The sequence below is a fragment of the Streptomyces sp. SS7 genome (assembly GCF_037993025.1).
In the GTDB taxonomy this organism is placed as follows: domain Bacteria; phylum Actinomycetota; class Actinomycetes; order Streptomycetales; family Streptomycetaceae; genus Streptomyces.
In genome coordinates, this window is sequence record NZ_CP141223.1 from 4,761,566 (window position 1) to 4,780,914 (window position 19,349).

The following is a 19,349-nucleotide window of genomic DNA, read 5'->3' on the forward strand; positions in this document are numbered from 1 at the left end:
ACTAGGGGGTGCGGGCGGTCCGCCCCAGCAGGCCCAGTTCGTGCAGGAAGGACTCGGCGAGGAGTTCCGCGTCCTCCGCGCCCGAGTTGGTGGCCACGCCGAGGGTGTGGCCGCGGGCGCAGCCGCCGAGGGTGAAGGTGACCGTGTCGGCCGGGGGGACCATGGGGACGGCGGTGACACGGCGCAGGGGGCGGCCGGCGAGGGTGCGGCCGCATTCACGGAGGTGGACGTAGGAGCAGGCGGCGGGGGCGTACGCGGGGGCGAAGAGGCGGCGCCGGGCCAGCGCCTGCCCGGCGCCGGGGAGGGCCCCGGCCACCTCTTCGAGGAGCCGTTCGGCCGGGCGGCGCGGCCGGACCTCCGTGGTCAGCAGGCCGGCGCAGGCGGCGAGCCGGGCCGCCGGAGCGGCCAGGCCGACGGGCGCGGACACCCGTACGTTGGCGAAGGCGTTGCCGAGGAAGTCCCCGTGTCCGGGCGGCCGTTGGTCGACGGGCACGGACAGCCAGACCCGCTCCGAGGCGTCCGGGATTTCCGACGAGGCCAGCAGACAGGAGCGCAGAACGCCCGAGGCGGCCGCGAGGAACACCTCGTTGGTGGTGACCGGCTGCCCCGGTACGGCCCGGCGCGCCCCGCGCAGCAGGTCGCCGGGCAACCGCACCACCGTGAACGCGGGCCGGCGCTCCCCCTTGCCCGGCGGCGGTACCGCCAGCCCCGCCGTGAGCAGGCCGGGACCGCCGACCGCCGTGCGGCGCAGGGTGCGCGGCTCGGCGAGAGCGGCGGCGGCGTCGACCGGCGGGGCGCCGTCGAGGAGGGCACGCAGCAGGGTGGTGAGGGAGCGGCCGTCGAGCAGGCTGTGGTGCATCCGGAACAGCAGCGAGAACTCCCTGTCGGCCGCCCCGCGCAGCAGGTGCAGGTTCCACGGCGGCCTCCCCTCCGGGAAGGGCGTGCGGAACCACCCGTCCACCGCCTCCTGCAGGGTGACGTCGTCCCGCGTGACCTGCCCGGCGGGGTCGCCGTCCTCTCCCGTCGCCCAGCGGTGCCGACGCGGCCCGGGCAGCAGGCGCCGGCCCAGCCGGGGCAGGTGGGTCCACCGCTCGGCGACGAGCGCGCGCAGTTCGGCGGCCGTCGGCGCAGTGCCGCCGAGGTCCAGACAGACCCCGGCGTTGGGCGGCCCGAACGGCCAGCGGGCCATCCCCTCCTCCAGGAAGGGCAGAGGCATCGATCCGGGCATCGGGCTGCTCCTGTGTGTTCGCGGGTCCGTGGTAACCCAACGGACCGGCACGACCCGCGGTCACTCGCCGTGCGGCAGTCCGGTCGGCGGACCGCGCGCCCCCTTCGCCGGAGCATCCGCATGCCGAGCGACGCCGTAGCCGCCGCCCCGCATGGAGGAGGACCGGTGTTCCCCGGGGCCGAACACACAGCCGTCCCCACCTCCCCGATGGGGTGGTCCTTCGTCATGGAGGGGCCCGCACGGCGGTACGGGTTCGTTGTGCAGAATCGCGCACCGCACCGCCCACAGGACAGGACCACGCCCGTGCCCGGCACCCGCCCCGCTCATGTCGCCGTCGTCAACCTGCCGATGCTCGGGCACGTCAACCCGACGCTCGGAGTCGTCGAGGAGCTGGTCCGCCGGGGCCACCGGGTGACGTACGGCATCAGCGAGCACTTCCTGCACCAGGTGAAGGCGGCCGGCGCGGAACCCGTCCTCTACCCGGTCGACGCGGGAGACGGCTCGGAACCCCCCGAGCGGCTCTCCGAGGGCTTCGCCCGCGCGGTCCACGCCTCCCTCGGCGCCCTCCCCGCCCTCACCCGCGCCTACGGCGCCGACCGCCCCGACCTGATCCTCTACGACGTGTACGGCTTCGCGGGCCTGATCCTGGGCGCCCAGTACGGCATCCCCACGGTCCTGTTCTCCCCCACCCACCTCTCCTACGACGGCATCATCCCGGAGTTCTTCGACGGCATCCCCGCCGTCCCCGACCTCCCCGGCTACCGGGACCTCGCCGACGCCCTCGCCTCCCGGGGCCTGGACCCCGCCCGCCTGCACGAGTTCGAGTCCCCGGCCTACGCGATCGCCGCCCTGCCCCGCGCCTTCCAGCGCCGCCCCGACACGGTCGGCGCCGGCCGCGTCGCCTACACCGGCCCCATCCTGGGCGACCGCTCCCACCAGGGCACCTGGCACCCGCCGCACCCCGATGCGCGGGTCCTCCTGATCTCCCTGGGCTCGCAGTTCACCCGCCGCCCCGACTTCTACCGCGCCTGCGTCGAGGCGTTCGCGGACGGCGAGCACCACGTGGTGATGTCCGTGGGCTTCGAGCACGCCCCGTCCGACCTGGGACCGCTCCCGTCGAACATCGAGGTCCACGCGCACGTCCCGCAGGTGTCCGTGCTGTCACGGGCGGAGGCCTTCGTCACCCACGCCGGCATGGGCGGCACGATGGAGGCGGTCGCCCACGGCGTCCCGATGGTCGCGGTCCCCCAGATGGCCGAGCAGCGCGTGAACGCGGACCAGATCGCCCACCTCCGCCTGGGCGTCCACCTCCCCCGCGAACAGGCCACCCCGGCGGCGCTGCGCGAGGCGGTCCGGACGGTGACGGCCTCCTCCCCGATCCGCGCGGGCCTCACCTCGCTCCGGGCCGAACTCGCCGCCGCGGGAGGGGCCGTGGCGGCGGCCGACCTCATCGAGGAAGCCCTCCGCTCCGCGGCCCCGCGCCGCTACGCGCCTGAGGCGTAGGAGAGGAACGCCGTCCAGGCACGACCGGTGACGTGGAAGGTGGGACCGTCGTCGGGGTGCTTGGAGTCGCGGACGTGGATGAGGGTGGGGGTGGCGGCGACTTCGAGGCAGGAGTCTCCGTCTGGACCGCTGCTGTAGCTGCTCTTGAACCAGTCCAGGGCGACTTCGAGGCAGGAGTCGCCCTCGCTGCCACTGCTGTAGCTGCTCTTGAACCACGCAAGGTCAGCGGTGTCGCGGGTCATGTCTCTCCCAGCAGTTTCTCGATGAGGGCCAGCGACTCCCTCGGCGGGAGAGCCAGGGCTCGGATCGTGCCATAGCGCAGGTCAAGGATGCGGAGCTGCTTCGGGTCAGTGATCGCTCGGCCGTTGAACGCGCCGTCGGAACGCCCGACCGCAGAACCGTCCTCGAACTTCAGCAGCTCGATCCTCCCGCTCAGTCCGGGGTGGGGCCCGCTGTTCAGCGGCATCACCTGAAAGGTGACGTTGCGCAACCGCCCCACCTCCAGAAGGCGTTCGAACTGCTGCCGCCGCACCATTGTGTCCCCTACCTGTCGGAGGAGGGTCGCCTCTTCCTGGACGAAGCTGAGTGAGGGGGCGGGCTCGCGCTCGTAGACGGACCGGCGTGCCATCCGAGCTGCAAGCATGCGGTCCAGCTCGTGAGGCGCGTACTGCGGTTGCCAGACGTCGAACAGCTCACGTGCGTGTTCCGGCGTCTGCAGAAGACCGTGGATGTTGTTGCACTCGTAGACCCCGATCTCAACCGCCCTCCCCTCCAACTCCGCAATCTCCCGAACCTTCTTCGGATACGTGACCTTCTTGACGTCCTCCTTCATCGCGGAGAGCAGCCCACCCGCCCCGAGCACCTCGTCCGCCCTGTCCAGGAACTCGGGCCGGGGAATCCGCTTCCCGCTCTCAATCTTGTAGACCATGTCCTCGCCGTACCCGACGGCCGTGCCGAAGTCGCCGGCCCGCATGCCGACCGCCTCGCGCCGGAGCTTGAGTTGCCGGGCGACGGTGGCGACCACCGCGACGCCCCACTCGTCGGTGGGGTCGACCTCCCACCCCGGCTCGTCTCCCTGCGTCATCCCGAAGGCCCCCTCAGACCGTGCTCGACATGCCCGGACAGCACCGGACAAAGAGTGGACAGTGACTGTACGCAACCGCGTAGTCACTATCCACGGTAAGCAGAGACGGCCACGCTGAGTGACGTGATGCAGAAATCCCCCCAACTCGACTCCCCGCTCCGCAACTTCGACGTGCGCCTCTCGGCCACCCCGCGAGGCGCCCGGCTGGCCCGGCTGCTCGCCACGGAGCAACTCCGCTCCTGGGGCCTCCCGCTGGACCCGGCGGCGCACATCGTCGCCGAACTGGCCATCAACGCCGCCACCCACGGCCGCGTCCGGGGACGGGACTTCGGCCTCCTCCTGTACGTCATCGCGAACACGCTCCGTATCGAGGTGACGGACACGCGCGGTGACCGTCTGCCTCGCCTCCAACAGGACCCCGGCGACGGAGAGTCAGGCCGAGGTCTCCTGCTCGTGGACGCGTACGCCGACCGCTGGGGCGTGTACGAGGGGCTGCCGCCGCGCAAGACGGTCTGGGCGGAGGTGGTACTGCCACCGGAACCCGAGATCGCGCGCTTCGGTGCCGGGGGCGGTCCCCCCAAGGGCCAAAGACACAGGTGAAAGAACCCGACCAAACCCCACCCCTCCCGCCCCGTGGATCAAACTCACCCGGGAGGGTGAAATAGCCCAACACAGCTGGATTTGGTGCCGGTTGCCTGGCTTACGCTCAGCGCGACAGCCGCCGACATAGGACGGCCCCCGCCCGGGACCGACATCCCAGTGCGAGGGCCTGACCAACTAGGAAGCAGTACCTTCCCGATGGATACCGAAAACCTTAGCGCGCACACCCCCGCCAAGTCCCGCAAGCCGGGCAAGAACCACCCGCACGCGGGTGTGATCCACGAGCACGTCCGTCTCACTTCCGAGTTCACGGTGATCGACAACGACCTCGCCCAGCACAAGGAACTGTCCATCCTGGCGATCGGCCTCGGTGTCCACATCCAGTCGGTGAAACCCGGCACCTGCGTCGACATCAAGTCCCTCGCCAAGCGCTTCCCCGAGGGCACGACCCGGATCGCAGCCGCCCTGAACGAACTCGAAGCCCACGGCTACCTGCGCCGCACCCGCGAGCGCACCCCCGCCGGCCGCGTGGTCACCCGCACGGTCTCCTGCAACAGGCCCGGCCACCGCCCCGCACCGGCGGAGACCGCCGCCAGACCCTCCCCCCGGCCCACCCAGGACAAGCCGCCGCCGCGCCGCAAGCTCCTCCCCGCCGTACCGCAGCCCGCCTGCACCTCCCCCACCCTCCTCCGGGCAGCCGTGGACCTCCTCGCCACCCTCCGCCGCCACGACCCCCGCCTGGTCCTCTCCGCCACCGACGCCGAACACCTCGCTCCCGGCGTCGCCGCCTGGCTGGAGCGCGACCTCACCCTCACAGCCGTACGCCACGCACTGACCGCCGACCTGCCGAACGAGCCCCTGCGCCGCCCCGCAGCCCTCCTGGCCCACCGCCTGACCGCCCAACTCCCACCCCCGCCTCCGTTCCGGCCCCCGGCCCCCACCGCCCCGGAGCCCAGACACCCCTTCCAGAACTGCGACGGCTGCGACCGCCCCTTCCGCGCCCCGACTCCGGGCCGCTGCCGCGACTGCCGATCCGATCCGCCGCCGGGCACCTAGTAGTGCTTGGTCAGGTGGATATCGGTTCTGGCATGTTGCGGTGACAGGTGGGGCAGGCGCCGGTCCAGACCGCGAGCAGTAGCTGCAGTTCGCGGGCGACCTTGTAGAGGCTCAGGCCGGCGCCGTCTCTTTTGGGGACCGGGTGATGCGCTGGAGGGTGCAGAAGGCGTGCGCGACGGAGACCAGGGTGACGTGGTGGTGCCAGCCTCGCCAGGTGCGGCCCTCGAAGTGGGCCAGGCCCAGGACCTGCTTCATCTCGCGGCCGGCGCCGTCTTCGACCCCCGCACCGGCACCGGCGCCGTCCTCACCGACATCCACGCCACCCCCGACGGCCCCCGCTACGCCACCCGCAAGGACTTCGTCTACGGCGCGGACGTCACCCTCGCCGACTGGACCATCTCCAGCGAGGGGCTCCCTCTGTACGCATCCTGAACGGGTCCGTCAGCGGGGTGCCGGGAACCGGGCCCGGACCTCCCGTGGACATCCCGGTGAGTCTTGGTCTCCCGCTTCATCTACTTCGTGACCTTGATCCCCTCCAACTCGGTGGACTTCGGCGCCAGGATGGCGAACCAGTCGTAGGGGGAGTGCTTGAGGCTGTGGATGACCGGAACGTCGGCGTTCGCCTCGGTGTCCGCGGACGTACGGCCGACCTTGGTAGACGTGCCGTCCTTCCAGGTGCAGGTGACCTCCCGGGCGGTCTTGGCGACCTGGCCAAACACCAGGCGCGGGGTGGCCGTGCCGTTCCCTGGGAGCAGCGGGAGCGAGACGGTCCCGTACTCGCCGCCGGTCCGGACGTCGCCCTCGGGTAGCACCAAGTTCCCGATCTGAGTGGTCTTCGCCTCTTCACCGGTGACCCGGCGCACGAAGTGCGCGACCTTGCCCACCAGTTCGGAGGCTGTGGAGACGTCCTGCGGGTGCTCGCCGAACTTCGCCATGGCCGCCAGGGTGGCCTGGGCCTCCGCCGTGTCCGCCGGAGCCTTCCACACGTCGATGTACACCCTCCACGGCACTCCCGCGTCGGTGCCGCTCGCCAGGGTCGTCCGCATGGGCGGCTCGGATGCCTCCGCGCTGGCGACCGGCCGACTCGCCGACGACACCCCCCGTTCCCCGTCACCGGACAGCCCGTTCAGTGCCAGAGCCCCCGTGGAGCCGGCCACGACCAGGGTGGTGGTCGCCACGACCGCCCAGCGACGGGCCCTGCGGCGGCGGCCGCCGCGAATCAGCGCCTGGGCGGGGGCTGTGCCGATCCTCACCTCGTCGGCGGCTTCGGCCATCAGGAAGGCGATGTCGTGCTGTGTCATGTGGTGGCTCGTCTCCCAGTCCGCGCTCTTCACGTTCGTCCTCCCTGCGTCACTTTCTCCGCCAGTCCCGAAACGGCGCGCAGCTTCGCGATCCCCTTGGCTGCGTTGCTCTTCACCGTGCCGACCGAACAGCCCATCGCCTCGGCCGTCTGTGTCTCAGTGAGGTCCTCCCAGTAACGTAGGACCACTGCTTCCCGCTGCCGTGCCGGCAGTTGGGCCAGCGCTTTCAGCAGCGTGTGACGGTCGTCGGCCTGGGCGATCCGGTCACCGGTGTCGGCCACCTCGTGTGTCAGGCCCGCGTCCCCGCTCCTGGGCAACAGGAACTCCCGCAGCTTCCTTCGATATCTGCGGGCATGCGCGTTGATCATCACTCGTCGCACATACGCCTCCGCGGCGTCGGCCAAGGCGACCCTGTGCCAGGCCACATAGACCTGCTCCAGCGTCGACTGGACCAGATCCTCCGCAGCATGCTGCTCACCCGTGAGCAGAAATGCCGTGCGCATCAGGCGCGGCCAGCAACCGACGACGAAATCGTGGAACTCTCGGTCCCCGACCTGCTTTCGAACCCCCATGAGCACCTCCCTCCTAGATGTTCAAAAGAGTCCGTAAGAAGCCGAGACCGTTGCCTCACCACGGAATCTTCTTCCGCTTCGCACAAACGATCCTTTCCGAGAGCAAGATCAACAATGGGCCGCCGGATCGCCGCCGGACCCGGACGAAATTCGGGGCCATGACGAGTCCTCAGCACCCCTCCCCGGCGGACCGGTCGGACGCCGACGCCGTCGAGGCTCACGCCTGTCCGAAGTGCGAAGCCCAGCCCGGATCACCGTGCCGCTCGCGCGGCGGCGCGGTCGCCTCCGCCTACCACACCCGCCGCTTCACCCGCGTGCCCCGGCTGAAGAAGGCACTGCGCGTGCCGACTCCGGCCGACCGCGCACCGGGCCGGCCGTGGCGGCCGGGCACCCCTCCCCCCGCACCGGTCGATCCGGCCCTGCCGAGCGCGGACATCCGCATCGGCTACGCCCGCTGCTCCACCCTCGGCCAGGAACTCGCCTCCCAGCTCGACGCCCTCGCCGGGCACGGAATCCCCCGGGACAAGATCTTCGCCGAGAAGATCAGCACCCGCATCCGCGTACGCCCGAAGTTCGAGGAGGCCCTCCGTACGGAGCGGGAGGTCAAGGCCCACGCCCCGCACTGCCGTGTCATCTTCACCGCGTACGAGATGAAACGACTCGGCCGTGACGCCGCCGAACTCACCGCGCTCGCCGACCACCTCACCGCCCACGGTCTCGTCCTGGAGATGCTCGCCGGGCCACTGCCCGGCATCTACGACCCCACCGGCCCGGGGAAGCTGCTGTTCGCGTTCTTCGCCGCGATGGCGGAGACCGAGCGGGAGAACATCCGCGAATCGACGCTGGAGGGGCTCGGCACCGCGGCCCGCAAGGGCAAGCACGGCGGCCGGCCCCCGGTCATCACCGACGACATGCTCCACACCGTGCTGCGGCGCCGCGCGGGCGGTGAGAGCAGATCCAACCCGACCTGATCATCCCTACCGGCAAACGCAAGGGACACAACCCCTCGGTGGCCAGCATCTACCGGGCCCTCGCCGAGCACGCCAAGCGCGAGGCATACCCCGAAGCCGTCGAGCAGGCCCACGCCGACTTCGCCGCCAGCCGGACCGCGACGGTCCCCGAGCCCCGCCGCGACACCCCTGACCGAGCGTCACTCTGATCACAGAGAGCTACTTGTCACTTCGCGGCAGCTTCGGGAGGACAGGACCGAGAACCCCAGCCCAGGACCTTGATCAATCTCAGCGCTGCATCCTGTACTCCAACTACTCAGACCCGAAGCTGGGGCCCGGTGGCGGGGGCGAGGCCGACGCGGCCGGGCGGCGCGATGTGCGCCGCGGGTGAATCGCAGCCGCCGTTGTGGGCACTCGGTGAGTCCCCCCACAGAAACGGAACCGTCATGATCATCCAGAAGATGCACGACATGGGCATCAGAAGCGAACACGCCTACATGGCCGCCATGGCATCCATCGGCTGCACGGTCGTCGCCTGGCTGGGCTCGCTGAAGATGGAACCCGGCGCCGACAAGGCCCGCGCCGACCGCTGGGGCATCTTCGTCGGAGAGTGGGCCCCCACCTTCTTCGGCCTGGGACTCGCGCTCTCCCACTACGAACAGCAGGACGGCACCCTCAGGGCCACCGTCCACGAGTTCCGCCAGCAGAAGGCCGGCTGAACCGGCCGCACACGACCACCGACGCGGGCGCCCGACTTCGGGACGGAAGGGCGGGCGCCCGGCCGTGGCACGAGGGTGACCGCTGCTCCCCCGTACGGCTCAGCCGGACCTGCGGCCCCCCGCCTGCACGGCCGATGCTGGGCCTGGTGGTCGTCGTCTCAGGAGGTCACGATGGGTCGTCTCGACGAGCGGGTGGCGATCGTCACCGGTGGGGCGCGGGGGATCGGCGCCGCGGTGGTACGCCTGCTCGCGGCCGAGGGGGCCACGGTGATGATCGCCGACATCCTGGAGTCCGAGGGGACGGCCCTGGCGCAGGAGCTCGGCGCCCCGGCCCGTTTCCTGCTCCTCGACGTCAGCGACGAGGGGGGCTGGCGGAAGGCGGTCGCCAAGGCCGAGCAGCACGCGGGACCGGTGTCGGTGCTGGTGAACAACGCGGGCATCGCCGGGTGGGGCACCCTGGAGGAGGAGAGCCTGCTGCAGTTCCGCCGGGTCCTCGACGTCAACCTCCAGGGCACCTGGCTCGGGATGCGCGCGGCGGCGCCGTCGCTGCGCCGGGCCGGCGGCGGGGTGATCGTGAACATGTCCTCGCTGGCGGGTCTGACCGGGTACGCCGGCGTCGGCGCGTACGTGGCGAGCAAATGGGGCGTGCGCGGACTGACCAAGACGGCCGCGCTGGAACTGGCCGGGGACGGCGTGCGCGTCTGCTCCGTCCACCCCGGCGCCATCCGTACGGCGATGACGGCGGGCTTCGACGACCGGTTCGTCGCGGGGCAGCCCATCCCCCGCTTCGGCACGCCCGAGGAGGTCGCCCGCACGGTGCTGTTCGTCGTCACGGAGGCCACCTTCGCCACGGGCAGCGAGTTCGTCCTCGACGGCGGGGTCCTCGCCGGTGCGCCGGTGCTCGTGGACCCGGCGGCCGACACCCCGTAGACGAGCAGGTCGACGTGCTGATCGGCAGCCGGTGCGCGGCGGCCGAAAAATCATGTGCGGAGCGGGGCAACCTTTTCGGCGGCTGTGACCACTGGGGGTTGTTCGGACCGAGAAGTCCGGACCGAGGCAACGGCCGACCGAAAGAGAGCACCGAATGTTTCCTCCCCCCTCCACGTCGCCGGAGGCGCCGCCCGTCGGTGGTCGCGCCGGCCGTCGTCGCCGTGGTCGAGCGTCGGTCCGCTCAGGTGTTCCGGAGCGACGCCAGGGGCACCGTGGCCGTCGGTTGTACCAGCGTCGGAGCCTCTGGGCGGGTGTCGTCCTGGCCGTGGCGGGCGGCTCCGTGGCCGTGGTCAACACGGCCTCGGCGGGAGTCGTGGACACGAAGTCCTGGTACGTGCTGGTCAACCGCAACAGCGGCGAGGTGCTGGACGGCCTCTCCTACGCCACGAACGACGGTGCGGCGACGGTGCAGTGGCCCCGTCACGGCGGGACCAACCAGCAGTGGCGGTTCATCAACTCCGGGAACGGGAACTACCGGCTGCAGAACCGGAACTCCGGCAAGGTGCTGGACGACTTCGGCCGGTCGAAGACCGCCGGCTCCGCCCTGGTGCAGTGGCGTGACCTGAACGGCGCCAACCAGCAGTTCCGGCTGAAGAAGCAGTCGGACGGCTATGTGCGTCTGATCAATCGCTTCAGCGGCATGGCCGTCGCGGTCAAGAACGGCTCCAAGGCCGACGGGGCCCGCATCGTCCAGCAGCGCGACAAGGGCGGCGCCGGCCAGCAGTGGAAGCTCGTCCCGGCCGGGGGCAGCGGCGGCACCGGGAGCGCGGGCGGCTCCGGCAGCACCCCCACGCCCACCACGCCGGGCGGCAGCGTTCCGACAGGCCAGACGCCGGGTGCCACCCGCTCGCCGTCGGCCCCGGCGTCGCCTCCGGCCGCCGGTGGCGGCAGCGCGGCGAAGGGTTTCATGGGCAGTGACAGGGTGCTCATCGGTGGCTCGATGTCCGACGCCTCGGCGGCCGCCGCGCCGTTCGACGTGCGCTACGCCTATGTGCACAGCCAGCCCGCGCCCTCGTCGGACTACTACACGGCAGCGAAGTGCAAGGACGGGTGGTCGGGCTGGTGGGGCTGCTGGAACGGCAGCACCACGGCGCCCGGCACGTATGTGACCTGGCGGGACGAGGTGGTGTCCCAGGCGACGTACAAGGGCAGCCCGCGTCCGCAGAAGATGCTCTGGACCTGGTACTCGTTGCGCGACCTCGGGGATGCGGCGGGCGAGGGCGACGGCCCGGGCGAGGTCAAGGCCATCAACAGGCGTGACCTGCTCACCCGGTACCTGAACGACTACCGTTTCTTCCTCCAGAAGATCGGCAAGTCGCACGACATGATCGACCTCGAGCCCGACTTCTGGGGCTTCGCCCGGTCGCTCGGCAATCTGCACCAGGTTCCCGCGCAGGTCTCGGCCGCCAATCCGACGGATTGCGGATCGCAGGAGAACAGCGCCGCCGGACTCGCCCAGTGCTTGATTCAGATGACGCACAAGTACGCGCCGAACGCCGGCGTGGGGCTGCACCTCTCCTGCTTCGACTGGGAGAGCGACCTCCAGAAGTGCGTCAAGGACTACACGGACCTCGGGGCACGGAACGCCGACTTCCTGGTCAGCGATGTGTCGGACCGCGACGCCGGCTGGTACGCACAGCCGGCCCACGGCGGCCTTGACAAGTTCTGGACCGACCAGAAGGCCGCCGCCGCGCTGAAGTTGTACAAGACGATGGCCGAGTCCGTGGGCAAGCCGGTGGTCCTGTGGCAGATCCCCGTGGGCAACATGGCGCAGAACAACACCCTCAACCACTACAAGGACGACAAGGTGGACTGGTTCTTCGGACACATGGACCAGGTGGCGAACGCCCATGTCGCCGGCCTGTTCTTCGGTCCGGGGCAGCAGGAACAGACGACAGTCGAATCCGACGGCGGAAACCTGATCAACAAGACGATCGCGTACAACAAGTCGGGCGGTACGGCGCTCAAGTAGGCGCACACAGCCGGTCGGCCCGCCGAGGACTCCTCGCCCGGTGCCGACCGGCTGTGTCCGCCGGGGTCCGCCGCCGCCCGTCGCCCGGTCACCGTTCCAGCGCCGCCCGCAGTTCGCCCCGCCGCCGGATGCCCAACTTGCGGTAGGCGCTGGTGAGATGGGTCTCCACCGTGCGGCGGGCCACGTGCAGGTGCGCGGCTATCTCCATGTTCGTACGGCCCTCCACCGCGAGTTCCGCGATACGGCGCTCGCTGCCGGTGAGGGAGCCGGAACCGGTGTGCGCCGGGGTGGTGCGGCGGGCGCCCGCCGTGCGCAGGGCCTGGTTGGCATGGGCCAGCAGGCGGGCGCTGCCCAGCCGCTCGGCGCGTTCGGCGGCCTCGCGGAGATGGTCGCGGCCCCGGGTCCGTTCACCGGAGGCGGTCAGCTGGAAGCCCTGGGCGAGCAGGGAGGCGACCAGTTCGGCCTCGGCCGGGGAGTCCCGCAGGACGGCCACCGCCTCGTCGCCGAGTTCCAGACCCCGCCGGCCCCCGGTCGCCCGGCCGAGCACGCGCAGCGCCCGACCCACCGTGCGCGGGGTGTTCCACACCCGGGCCAGCCGCAGTTCCTCCTCCGCCAGGGCCAGCGCCTCCTGCGGGTTGCCGAGGGCGAGCCGGCACTCCGCGGCCGCCGTACGCCACGGGGTGACGACCGGGCTGAGGACGGCACGGGCGGACTGCCTGCGGCCGCACTCCAGGAAGTCGTGCAGGGCGCCCGCGACATCGCCCTCGGTGAAGCGCAGGACGCCCCGCGCGTGGAGGAAGCGGTTGAGCTCCCAGGAATCGGGGGCGTCCCGCAGGTCGAAGGAGTCCGCGAGCGCGCGCGCCTCGGCCGTACGGCCGGTCTCCACCAGCGCCGTCAGGGCGTGCGCGTCGGCGTTGCCGGGGATGCCGCTGCGGCGGGCGCGGGCCGCCCGCCGGTGACCGGCGAGGACGGCGCGGTAGTCGCCGCGGGCCGCCGCGATGTCGTAGCGGGTGTCCAGCAGCGCCTGCTCCATGGGGTGCAGCAGGGAGGGCCGCTGGGAGGCCAGGCCGCGTTCCACCAGGCGTTGCGCCTCGTCGAGTTCGTCGGCCCACTGGGCCACCGCGGCCGCCGTGCCCAGCAGGAAGGGCTCGGCGAGCGGGTCGGAGGGCTCCTCCAGCAGGGTGCGCACCCGGCGCATCGCCTCGCGCGCCCCGAGGTCCCCGGCGGTCGCCGCGTATCGCACCAGCAGGGCCTGGCCGGAGGCGCCGACGAGTTCCGGGGAGCGGTTGGCGGTCTGGGCGAGCCAGCGGTAGGCGTCCTGGCGGACGGTCTGGTCCTGGTCGGACAGGAGCGCGGACGCGGTCTGCAGGGCGCGGGTGAGCTCGGGGTGACCGGGGAGCAGGGCCTCCGTGCGGCGCAGCACCTGCACCGCCGTACGGACCTCCCCGCGGCCCGCGAGCGCCGTGCCCAGCGCGATCGCCGTACGCACCCGGTCGCGGGGCTCGGCCGGCAGGTCCAGGGCCTCGACCAGCCGGGGGATGCCGACCGGGGCGTCCGCGGAGGCGTACTCCAGGGAGCCCAGTTCGGTCAGCAGCCGCTGCCGCAGGTCGTCGGGGAGCGGCTCGGCGAGGGCGCGGCGCAGATAGCCGACGGCGTCGTCCGTGCGGCCGGCACGGACGGCGACCGTGACCGCGTCGCGCAGCACGCGCAGCGCCCACGGCTCATCGACGCGCGCGGCGTCCAGGAGTTGCCGGGCCACGCTCTCGACGCCGTCGCCGCGGCGCAGCATGGCCTGGGCGACGGCGCGGTGCGCGTCCTGCCGGCGCCCGGCGGGCCAGCCGGCGAGGACGGCGTCCCGCAGCAGGGGGTGCGCGTACCGGGGACGGCCGTCGGCGCCCGGCCGCAGCAGCCCGAGCCGGGTCATCGCGGTGAGCCAGCCGGAGACCCTCGCGGGGTCGGCGGCACAGACCTCGGCGAGCAGCGCGGCGAGCCCGGCGGCGGTCTCCCGGGGGAGCGAGCCCGCCCGCGGGTCGCCGCCGGGCCCCCGGAACCCACCCCCCGGAACCCGCAGCCCGGCCCCCGGCCGGGCCCCGCCGGACCAACCGGGCCGACTGGGGTCGACGACCAGCCCGGCCCCACCGCCGAGCCGGCCCTCGTCCGGCCGGCCCGGTCGGTTCACGTCACCGCCCGACCCGGCCTCGGCCGGCCAGCCCGGCCCGCCCACATCGGCAGCCGAAAGGGATGCGGAGGACCACCCCGCCCCCTCCAGGTCGGCGGTCGGCCCGGCCCCGGCCGGCCGGCCCGGCCGACTCGGCTCGGCACCCGAGCGAGGAACGGCGGGCCAACCCACCCCACCCGGATCACCACCCCGCCCGGACGCGTCCGCCCGGCCCGGCCCGCCCAGATCGGCAGCCGAACGAGGGCCGGGGAACCAACCCACCCCACCCGGATCACCACCCCGCCCGGACGCGTCCGCCCAGCCCGGCCCGCCCAGATCGGCGGTCAGACCGTGCTCGGCGGGCCAGGTCGGCAGGCTCGGGTCGGGTGCCGGGCCGGGCTCGCGCGGCCAGTCCGGCAGGCCCGGGGCGGCCGGCGCATGGTGCCCCGGCGGCCAGTCCGGTCGGAGCGGGGTGTCGGCGGGGTGGGGCCGTGCCGGTGGCGGGGCGGGGGTGTCGCCGCCGGGCGCGTGGTCGGCCGTCGCGTCGTCCTCCGTCTGTTCCAGGGCCGCCAGCGTGCGGGCCACCTCGGCCGTCGCCTCCCCGGCGCTCTCCAGCCACCAGGACACGGCGGCCGGGTAGGAGCCGGGGTACAGCGCGGCGCAGGTGTGCGGCAGCGGGGTGGCCGAGGGGGCGCCCGCGAGGTCGTCGAGGAGGGCGTGCAGCAGCAGCGGGCTGCCCGCGGCGGCGGCGGCGCAGTCCGCCGCCCACCGCGGCGAGGCCTGCGGGAAGGCGGCACGGACCAGCTCCGCCGACGTGTCGTCGGCGAGCGGCGCGAGGGTGCGGGTACGGACCAGGGACGGGGTGAGGGCGTGCGTGATACCTGTCGGCGGGGGATCGATGTCGTACTGACTGCGCTCGGTGGCCACGAGCAGCAGCGGTAATCGGTCGACGCGCCGCGCCGCCTCCATCAGCCAGCGGCGCGAGGCGTCGTCGGCGAGGTCGACGTCGTCCACCGCCACCATCACCGGGCCCGCGGCGGCGTACGACCGCAGCAGCCGCCACAGCCGTGCCGCGCTCCCCCGGTCGTCCTCCCCGGGCCCCACCTCCTCGCCCGCGAACTCCGGTACGGGGCCGAGGAGATGGAGGACGCAGGAGAACGGCACGGCGGTGTCCCCGGGCGAGCAGCGGGCGCGCAGCACCCGCAGCCCGCGCCCCGCCGCGTGCGCCACCGCAGCCTCCAGCAGCGCGGAGCGCCCGGTGCCGGTGGCCCCGCGCAGCAGGACCAGCCGGCCCGCGCCGGCCCGCGCCCGCTCGATCTCGGCCACGAGCAGCGCGTGCGCGTCGCCGCGTTCCCGCAAGGGTCCGCTCATCCCTGTCTCCTGCCAGTCGGTACGCCCCTCAGACGTGGTCCGTCTGCCGGGCTCGGTGCCGCACGACGTCGTACGGCCGTTGTGGCGAGGCTCACGACGCACCTCCCGCACCACCATCGAACCCCCGTTGACCTGCAGTGATGTTCGCACCTTGTGGTTGCTTCCCCGTTGCTCTCGTGGTGCGGCTCGTGGTGGTCCACGATTGCGCCCGCCCCGGGGACCGCAGAAGTCTTGATCGGACCCAGCCGCACCGGTTCCCACCGGCCGCGGTCCCGTCACCATGGGGGACAGGTTGCTCAGCTCACCCCGGACAGCAGACGCCCGGACGCCCGACCCTCGGACGTCCGACATCCGGACGTCCGACGCCCGGACACCGGACGCCGGCCCGCCGCACGTCAGGCGGCGGCTGCCCGTCGCCGTCCTCGCCCCCGACCCGATCTCCCGGGAGGGCGCCGCGAGCCAGCTGCGCGGCCGGCCCGAGATCGAGGTCCGCGAGGAGGCCACGCCCACGCCCGGCACGGTCGCGCTGCTCGTCGAGGACACCCTCGACGACACCGCGCTGGCCCGGCTGCGCCGGATCACCCGTACCGAGGGCACCCGGGTGGTGCTCGTGGTGGGCGCGATCCGCGAGACCGAGCTGCTCGACGTCATCGAGTGCGGGGTCGGGGCGATCGTCTGGCGCCGGGAGGCCACCGCGCACCGGCTGGTGCAGGCGGTCCTCGCGGCCGCGCGCGGCGACGGCGACCTGCCGTCCGATCTGCTGGGCAGGCTGATCAGCCAGGTCGGCACGCTGCACCGGGGCGCGGCGGGGCGTCCGGGCGCGCCCTCGCTGGGGCTCGCGCCACGGGAGGTGGACGTCCTGCGGCTGGTCGCCGAGGGCCTCGACACCGGAGAGATCGCCAGCAAGCTGTCCTACTCCGAACGAACCGTCAAGAACGTGATGCACGGACTCACGACGCGCCTGCATCTGCGGAACCGGGCGCATGCGGTGGCATATGCCCTCCGGGAAGGCTACATCTGACCGAACGGGCACTCGAAGGGGAACACGCGGGCAGTGCGCCCTGCCCGGCGGCCGACCCCGGCGCGCCTGCGGAACCGGGCCGGTCGACGGCACGATCGGTCGAGGGGGTTCGGCGGTCAGGGTGACGGAGGAGCGCGAGGGTGATCCACGAGGTCGACGAGGTCCTCAAGGGCCTGCTCGGCGGGGGCGCGCTGACCGGCTCCGGCATCGACGTCTCCTTCGAGGCACCCACCCGTGACTGGGCGGCCCGGCGCAACTCCCCGGTCGTCAACGCCTATCTGTACGACATCCGGGAGGACGTGGCCCGCCGCCAGCGCGGTCAGGTCGCGGTGCGGGACGAGCGGGACGTCGTGGTGAAACGGCGTCAGCCGCCGCGCTGGTTCAAGCTTTCCTACCTTGTCACCGCCTGGACGAAAACTCCGCAGGACGAACACCGACTGCTTTCCGCCGTGTTGGCCAACCTCATCCCGCGCGAGATCCTCGCCGCCGACGAACTCCCCGGCGCCCTGGGAGCCTTGGGGCTGGCGGTGCAGGTGAACGTGGCCGGCGTCCAGACCGAGACCCGGTCCCTCGCCGAGATCTGGTCCGCTCTCGGCGGTGAGCTGAAGCCCTCCCTGGACCTGGTGGTGACGGCGCCCTTCCCGGCGTACCCCGAGTACGACGCGGGCCCGCCGGTCACCGAGGGCGCCCTGGTCCGCGTCGCCGGCCTCGAAGGCGACCCCCCGCAGGACGAGGGCCGCGCCCACCGCCCCCACCACCTGGAGGCGGCCCGGGAGGCCCGGGAGTCCGGCGTGGCCGCGAGGCGGAGCGACCGGTGACGGGTGCGACGACGGCCGGGGACCCGACGGCCGTGCTGCTCACCCGTCTGGCTGCCCTGCGTGAGCGGGTGGCCGCGCTGGTCGAGGGGCGGGCCGCCGGGGATCCCACGGCCGACGATCCGCTGCGCGGGCTGTACCTCTCCGAGGAGGCGGTACGGCATCTGCTGGACCGCGGGCCGGTCCCGGCGGTGGAGCAGCCGGCGGAGCCCGCCGAGGACCGCCTCACCGCCCTCGCCGCCCGCCTCCCCCTCACCGCCCTCGATCTCGCCGTACTCCTCGTCGCGCTCGCCCCCGATCTGGACCGGACGTTCGAGCCGCTGTACGGCTACCTCAACGACGACGTCAGCAGGCGCCGGGCGACGGTGGGCCTCGCGCTGGACCTGTGCGGGGCGCCCGCGCACCACGCCGAGGCCCGCGCCCGCTTCCACGCCTCGGCGCCGCTGTCCGCGCTGGGCCTGCTGGAGATCGAGGAGGGCGAACGTCCTTTCCTGTCACGCTCGTTGCGCGTCCCGGACCGGCTCCTCGCGCATCTCCTCGGTGATCCGACACCCGACGCGTCCCTCCACGGCCATCTGCACCCGCTGCCGCACCCGCAGCCCCCGGACGACGACCCCACCGCCGCCTTCGCGGCACGCCTCGCCGACCGGCTCGAGCACGGTCCCCTCACCGCCTACCTCCGTGAACACCGCGAGGGCGACGGCCCGGCCGCGCTCGCCACCGCCCTGCACGCGGCCGGCGTCGAGGCCCTGCGCTTCACCGGACCCACCGACCGGGTCCCCGCCCTGCTGCGCGAGGCCCGGCTCACCGGCCGGGCGGTCGTGGTGACCGGGCTCCCCGAGCATCCGGCCCCGCTGGCAGCCGCGTTGACCGCCGCCGAGGACGTGACCGTCCTCCTCGCGGACCCCCGCCCCTACGACCCGCACTGGACCCCCGCCGACCCGCTGGTCCTGGACGCCCCCCGGCGCCGCGCGGGCGGCACGCGTCTCTGGGCGACGGAACTCGGCACGCCGGACGGGCCGGACCCCGGGCGGCCCGGCTTCGATCTCGCGGCCACCGTCGCCCCGTACCGGCTCGGCGGTGACCGCATCGCCCGGGCCGCCCGCGCCGCCCGGGCCCTCGCCGCCTTCGACGGCGTCCCCCTCGGCCCCGGTCACGTCCGGCTCGCCGCCCGCCAGCAGTCCGCGTCCGGGCTGGAGAAGCACGCCCGCCGCATCCGCCCCGACGTCGGCTGGAGCGACCTGGTCCTGCCCGACAGGCCCCTCACCCAGCTCCACGAACTCGCCCTGCGCGCCCGCCACCGCGACCGGGTCCTCGGCGACTGGCGGCTCAGCGCGGGCGGCGGACGGGGCAGGGGCGTCCTGGGACTGTTCGCGGGCGAGTCCGGGACCGGCAAGACCCTGTCCGCCGAGGTCGTCGCCGCCGAACTCGGCCTCGACCTGTACGTCGTCCAGCTGTCCTCGGTGGTCGACAAATACGTCGGCGAGACCGAGAAGAACCTGGAGCGCATCTTCACCGAGGCGGACCGCACGGACGCCGTCCTGCTCTTCGACGAGGCCGACGCCGTCTTCGGCAAGCGCTCCGAGGTGAAGGACTCCCACGACCGGTACGCCAACATGGAGAGCGCCTATCTGCTCCAGCGCCTGGAGTCCTTCGACGGGATCGCGCTGCTCACCACCAACCTGCGCGCCAACATCGACGAGGCGTTCACCCGCCGGCTCGACCTGGTGATCGACTTCCCGTTCCCGGACCGCGAGCAGCGGCTCGCCCTGTGGCGGCACGGACTGGTCCATGTGCCGTGCGTGGCCGGCGTCGACCCGGCCCCGCTGGCCCGCGACTTCGAACTCGCCGGCGGGTCCATCCGCAGCGCGGTCGTCACCGCCGCCTACCTGGCCGCCGGAAGGGGCGAGCCGGTGGGCGACGGCGACCTGCTGGAGGGGGCCCGCCGCGAGTACCGCAAGGCGGGCCGTCTGGTGCCGGGCGAGGCCACCTGGTGAGCCCCGGCCGGC

The 19,349-nt window shown here is 73.1% G+C and carries 17 protein-coding genes and 2 pseudogenes; 12 read left to right on the forward strand and 7 right to left on the reverse strand.

Annotated elements, in window-relative coordinates; genetic code table 11:
- Position 1 precedes the first annotated feature (1 nt).
- Positions 2 to 1,228 carry a wax ester/triacylglycerol synthase domain-containing protein gene (locus tag U5640_RS22015; protein ID WP_340377484.1) on the reverse strand — a complete coding sequence of 409 codons (1,227 nt, stop codon included), beginning with the start codon at positions 1,226 to 1,228 and terminating at the stop codon, positions 2 to 4.
- A gap of 303 nt (positions 1,229 to 1,531) precedes the next feature.
- On the opposite strand from U5640_RS22015, the gene U5640_RS22020 reads away from it, so the two are divergent.
- Positions 1,532 to 2,731, forward strand: a complete 1,200-nt coding sequence (locus tag U5640_RS22020) for a macrolide family glycosyltransferase (protein ID WP_340377485.1) — start codon at positions 1,532 to 1,534, stop codon at positions 2,729 to 2,731.
- On the opposite strand, the gene U5640_RS22025 is transcribed toward U5640_RS22020, so the two are convergent.
- Together U5640_RS22025 and U5640_RS22030 are read right to left on the reverse strand one after the other, a co-directional pair.
- Complete coding sequence (locus U5640_RS22025; RefSeq protein WP_340377486.1) at positions 2,713 to 2,973, reverse strand: DUF397 domain-containing protein; 261 nt, start codon at positions 2,971 to 2,973, stop codon at positions 2,713 to 2,715. The genes U5640_RS22020 and U5640_RS22025 overlap by 19 nt on opposite strands.
- Positions 2,970 to 3,815, reverse strand: a complete 846-nt coding sequence (locus U5640_RS22030; RefSeq protein ID WP_340377487.1) for a helix-turn-helix transcriptional regulator — start codon at positions 3,813 to 3,815, stop codon at positions 2,970 to 2,972. The genes U5640_RS22025 and U5640_RS22030 overlap by 4 nt, the downstream gene beginning before the upstream one ends.
- A 126-nt stretch (positions 3,816 to 3,941) precedes the next feature.
- Between U5640_RS22030 and U5640_RS22035 the strand changes: the two genes are divergently transcribed.
- Together U5640_RS22035 and U5640_RS22040 are read left to right on the forward strand one after the other, a co-directional pair.
- On the forward strand, positions 3,942 to 4,415 hold the full coding sequence (locus U5640_RS22035) for an ATP-binding protein (protein WP_340385251.1): 474 nt from the start codon (positions 3,942 to 3,944) through the stop codon (positions 4,413 to 4,415).
- 198 nt (positions 4,416 to 4,613) lie between these two features.
- Positions 4,614 to 5,471, forward strand: coding sequence for a helix-turn-helix domain-containing protein (locus U5640_RS22040; RefSeq protein ID WP_340377488.1), 858 nt, complete (start codon positions 4,614 to 4,616; stop codon positions 5,469 to 5,471).
- A gap of 111 nt (positions 5,472 to 5,582) precedes the next feature.
- Here U5640_RS22040 and U5640_RS22045 read toward each other — a convergent pair.
- Positions 5,583 to 5,732: pseudogene (locus U5640_RS22045) on the reverse strand (IS701 family transposase); the annotation flags it as partial.
- On the opposite strand from U5640_RS22045, the pseudogene U5640_RS22050 reads away from it, so the two are divergent.
- Positions 5,700 to 5,903, forward strand: a pseudogene (locus tag U5640_RS22050) (Uma2 family endonuclease); the annotation flags it as partial. The pseudogenes U5640_RS22045 and U5640_RS22050 overlap by 33 nt on opposite strands.
- Positions 5,904 to 5,983: 80 nt before the next feature.
- On the opposite strand, the gene U5640_RS22055 reads toward U5640_RS22050, so the two are convergent.
- Together U5640_RS22055 and U5640_RS22060 are read right to left on the reverse strand one after the other, a co-directional pair.
- The gene (locus tag U5640_RS22055) at positions 5,984 to 6,805 is read right to left on the reverse strand and encodes a hypothetical protein (RefSeq protein WP_340377489.1); all 822 of its coding nucleotides are present in this window, start codon (positions 6,803 to 6,805) and stop codon (positions 5,984 to 5,986) included.
- Positions 6,802 to 7,344, reverse strand: a complete 543-nt coding sequence (locus U5640_RS22060) for a SigE family RNA polymerase sigma factor (protein ID WP_340377490.1) — start codon at positions 7,342 to 7,344, stop codon at positions 6,802 to 6,804. Before U5640_RS22060 ends, U5640_RS22055 begins: the two co-directional genes overlap by 4 nt.
- 158 nt (positions 7,345 to 7,502) lie before the next feature.
- Between U5640_RS22060 and U5640_RS22065 the strand changes: the two genes are divergently transcribed.
- The 5 genes from U5640_RS22065 (at position 7,503) to U5640_RS22085 (ending at position 11,975) form a co-directional block, all read left to right on the forward strand.
- Complete coding sequence (locus U5640_RS22065; RefSeq protein WP_340377491.1) at positions 7,503 to 8,315, forward strand: recombinase family protein; 813 nt, start codon at positions 7,503 to 7,505, stop codon at positions 8,313 to 8,315.
- A 38-nt stretch (positions 8,316 to 8,353) separates the two neighbouring features.
- The gene (locus U5640_RS22070) at positions 8,354 to 8,503 is read left to right on the forward strand and encodes a hypothetical protein (protein ID WP_340377492.1); all 150 of its coding nucleotides are present in this window, start codon (positions 8,354 to 8,356) and stop codon (positions 8,501 to 8,503) included.
- Positions 8,504 to 8,740: 237 nt separating this feature from the next.
- Entirely contained in the window at positions 8,741 to 9,013 is a 273-nt protein-coding gene (locus tag U5640_RS22075) for a hypothetical protein (protein WP_340377493.1), read from the forward strand.
- Between the two features lie 171 nt (positions 9,014 to 9,184).
- On the forward strand, positions 9,185 to 9,943 hold the full coding sequence (locus U5640_RS22080; RefSeq protein ID WP_340377494.1) for an SDR family NAD(P)-dependent oxidoreductase: 759 nt from the start codon (positions 9,185 to 9,187) through the stop codon (positions 9,941 to 9,943).
- Positions 9,944 to 10,226: 283 nt separating this feature from the next.
- Positions 10,227 to 11,975: an RICIN domain-containing protein gene (locus U5640_RS22085; RefSeq protein ID WP_340377495.1), complete on the forward strand. Its 1,749-nt coding sequence runs from the start codon at positions 10,227 to 10,229 to the stop codon at positions 11,973 to 11,975.
- Positions 11,976 to 12,063: 88 nt separating this feature from the next.
- On the opposite strand, the gene U5640_RS22090 is transcribed toward U5640_RS22085, so the two are convergent.
- Complete coding sequence (locus U5640_RS22090) at positions 12,064 to 15,504, reverse strand: AAA family ATPase (RefSeq protein ID WP_340377496.1); 3,441 nt, start codon at positions 15,502 to 15,504, stop codon at positions 12,064 to 12,066.
- A 349-nt stretch (positions 15,505 to 15,853) separates the two neighbouring features.
- On the opposite strand from U5640_RS22090, the gene U5640_RS22095 reads away from it, so the two are divergent.
- The 3 genes from U5640_RS22095 (at position 15,854) to U5640_RS22105 (ending at position 19,337) form a co-directional block, all read left to right on the forward strand.
- The gene (locus U5640_RS22095) at positions 15,854 to 16,525 is read left to right on the forward strand and encodes a response regulator transcription factor (RefSeq protein ID WP_340385253.1); all 672 of its coding nucleotides are present in this window, start codon (positions 15,854 to 15,856) and stop codon (positions 16,523 to 16,525) included.
- A 140-nt stretch (positions 16,526 to 16,665) separates the two neighbouring features.
- Positions 16,666 to 17,343, forward strand: a complete 678-nt coding sequence (locus U5640_RS22100) for a DUF4255 domain-containing protein (RefSeq protein WP_340377497.1) — start codon at positions 16,666 to 16,668, stop codon at positions 17,341 to 17,343.
- Positions 17,340 to 19,337 carry an ATP-binding protein gene (locus U5640_RS22105; RefSeq protein WP_340377498.1) on the forward strand — a complete coding sequence of 666 codons (1,998 nt, stop codon included), beginning with the start codon at positions 17,340 to 17,342 and terminating at the stop codon, positions 19,335 to 19,337. Before U5640_RS22100 ends, U5640_RS22105 begins: the two co-directional genes overlap by 4 nt.
- Positions 19,338 to 19,349: the final 12 nt, after the last annotated feature.

Bases quoted from the DNA above. Each gene is read 5' to 3' on its own strand.
- U5640_RS22090 (WP_340377496.1), bottom strand. From the start codon at position 15,504: ATGAGCGGACCCTTGCGGGAACGCGGCGACGCGCACGCGCTGCTCGTG.
- U5640_RS22025 (WP_340377486.1), bottom strand. From the start codon at position 2,973: ATGACCCGCGACACCGCTGACCTTGCGTGGTTCAAGAGCAGCTACAGC.
- U5640_RS22035 (WP_340385251.1), top strand. From the start codon at position 3,942: ATGCAGAAATCCCCCCAACTCGACTCCCCGCTCCGCAACTTCGACGTG.
- U5640_RS22065 (WP_340377491.1), top strand. From the start codon at position 7,503: ATGACGAGTCCTCAGCACCCCTCCCCGGCGGACCGGTCGGACGCCGAC.
- U5640_RS22060 (WP_340377490.1), bottom strand. From the start codon at position 7,344: ATGGGGGTTCGAAAGCAGGTCGGGGACCGAGAGTTCCACGATTTCGTC.
- U5640_RS22015 (WP_340377484.1), bottom strand. From the start codon at position 1,228: ATGCCCGGATCGATGCCTCTGCCCTTCCTGGAGGAGGGGATGGCCCGC.
- U5640_RS22040 (WP_340377488.1), top strand. From the start codon at position 4,614: ATGGATACCGAAAACCTTAGCGCGCACACCCCCGCCAAGTCCCGCAAG.
- U5640_RS22080 (WP_340377494.1), top strand. From the start codon at position 9,185: ATGGGTCGTCTCGACGAGCGGGTGGCGATCGTCACCGGTGGGGCGCGG.
- U5640_RS22030 (WP_340377487.1), bottom strand. From the start codon at position 3,815: ATGACGCAGGGAGACGAGCCGGGGTGGGAGGTCGACCCCACCGACGAG.
- U5640_RS22075 (WP_340377493.1), top strand. From the start codon at position 8,741: ATGATCATCCAGAAGATGCACGACATGGGCATCAGAAGCGAACACGCC.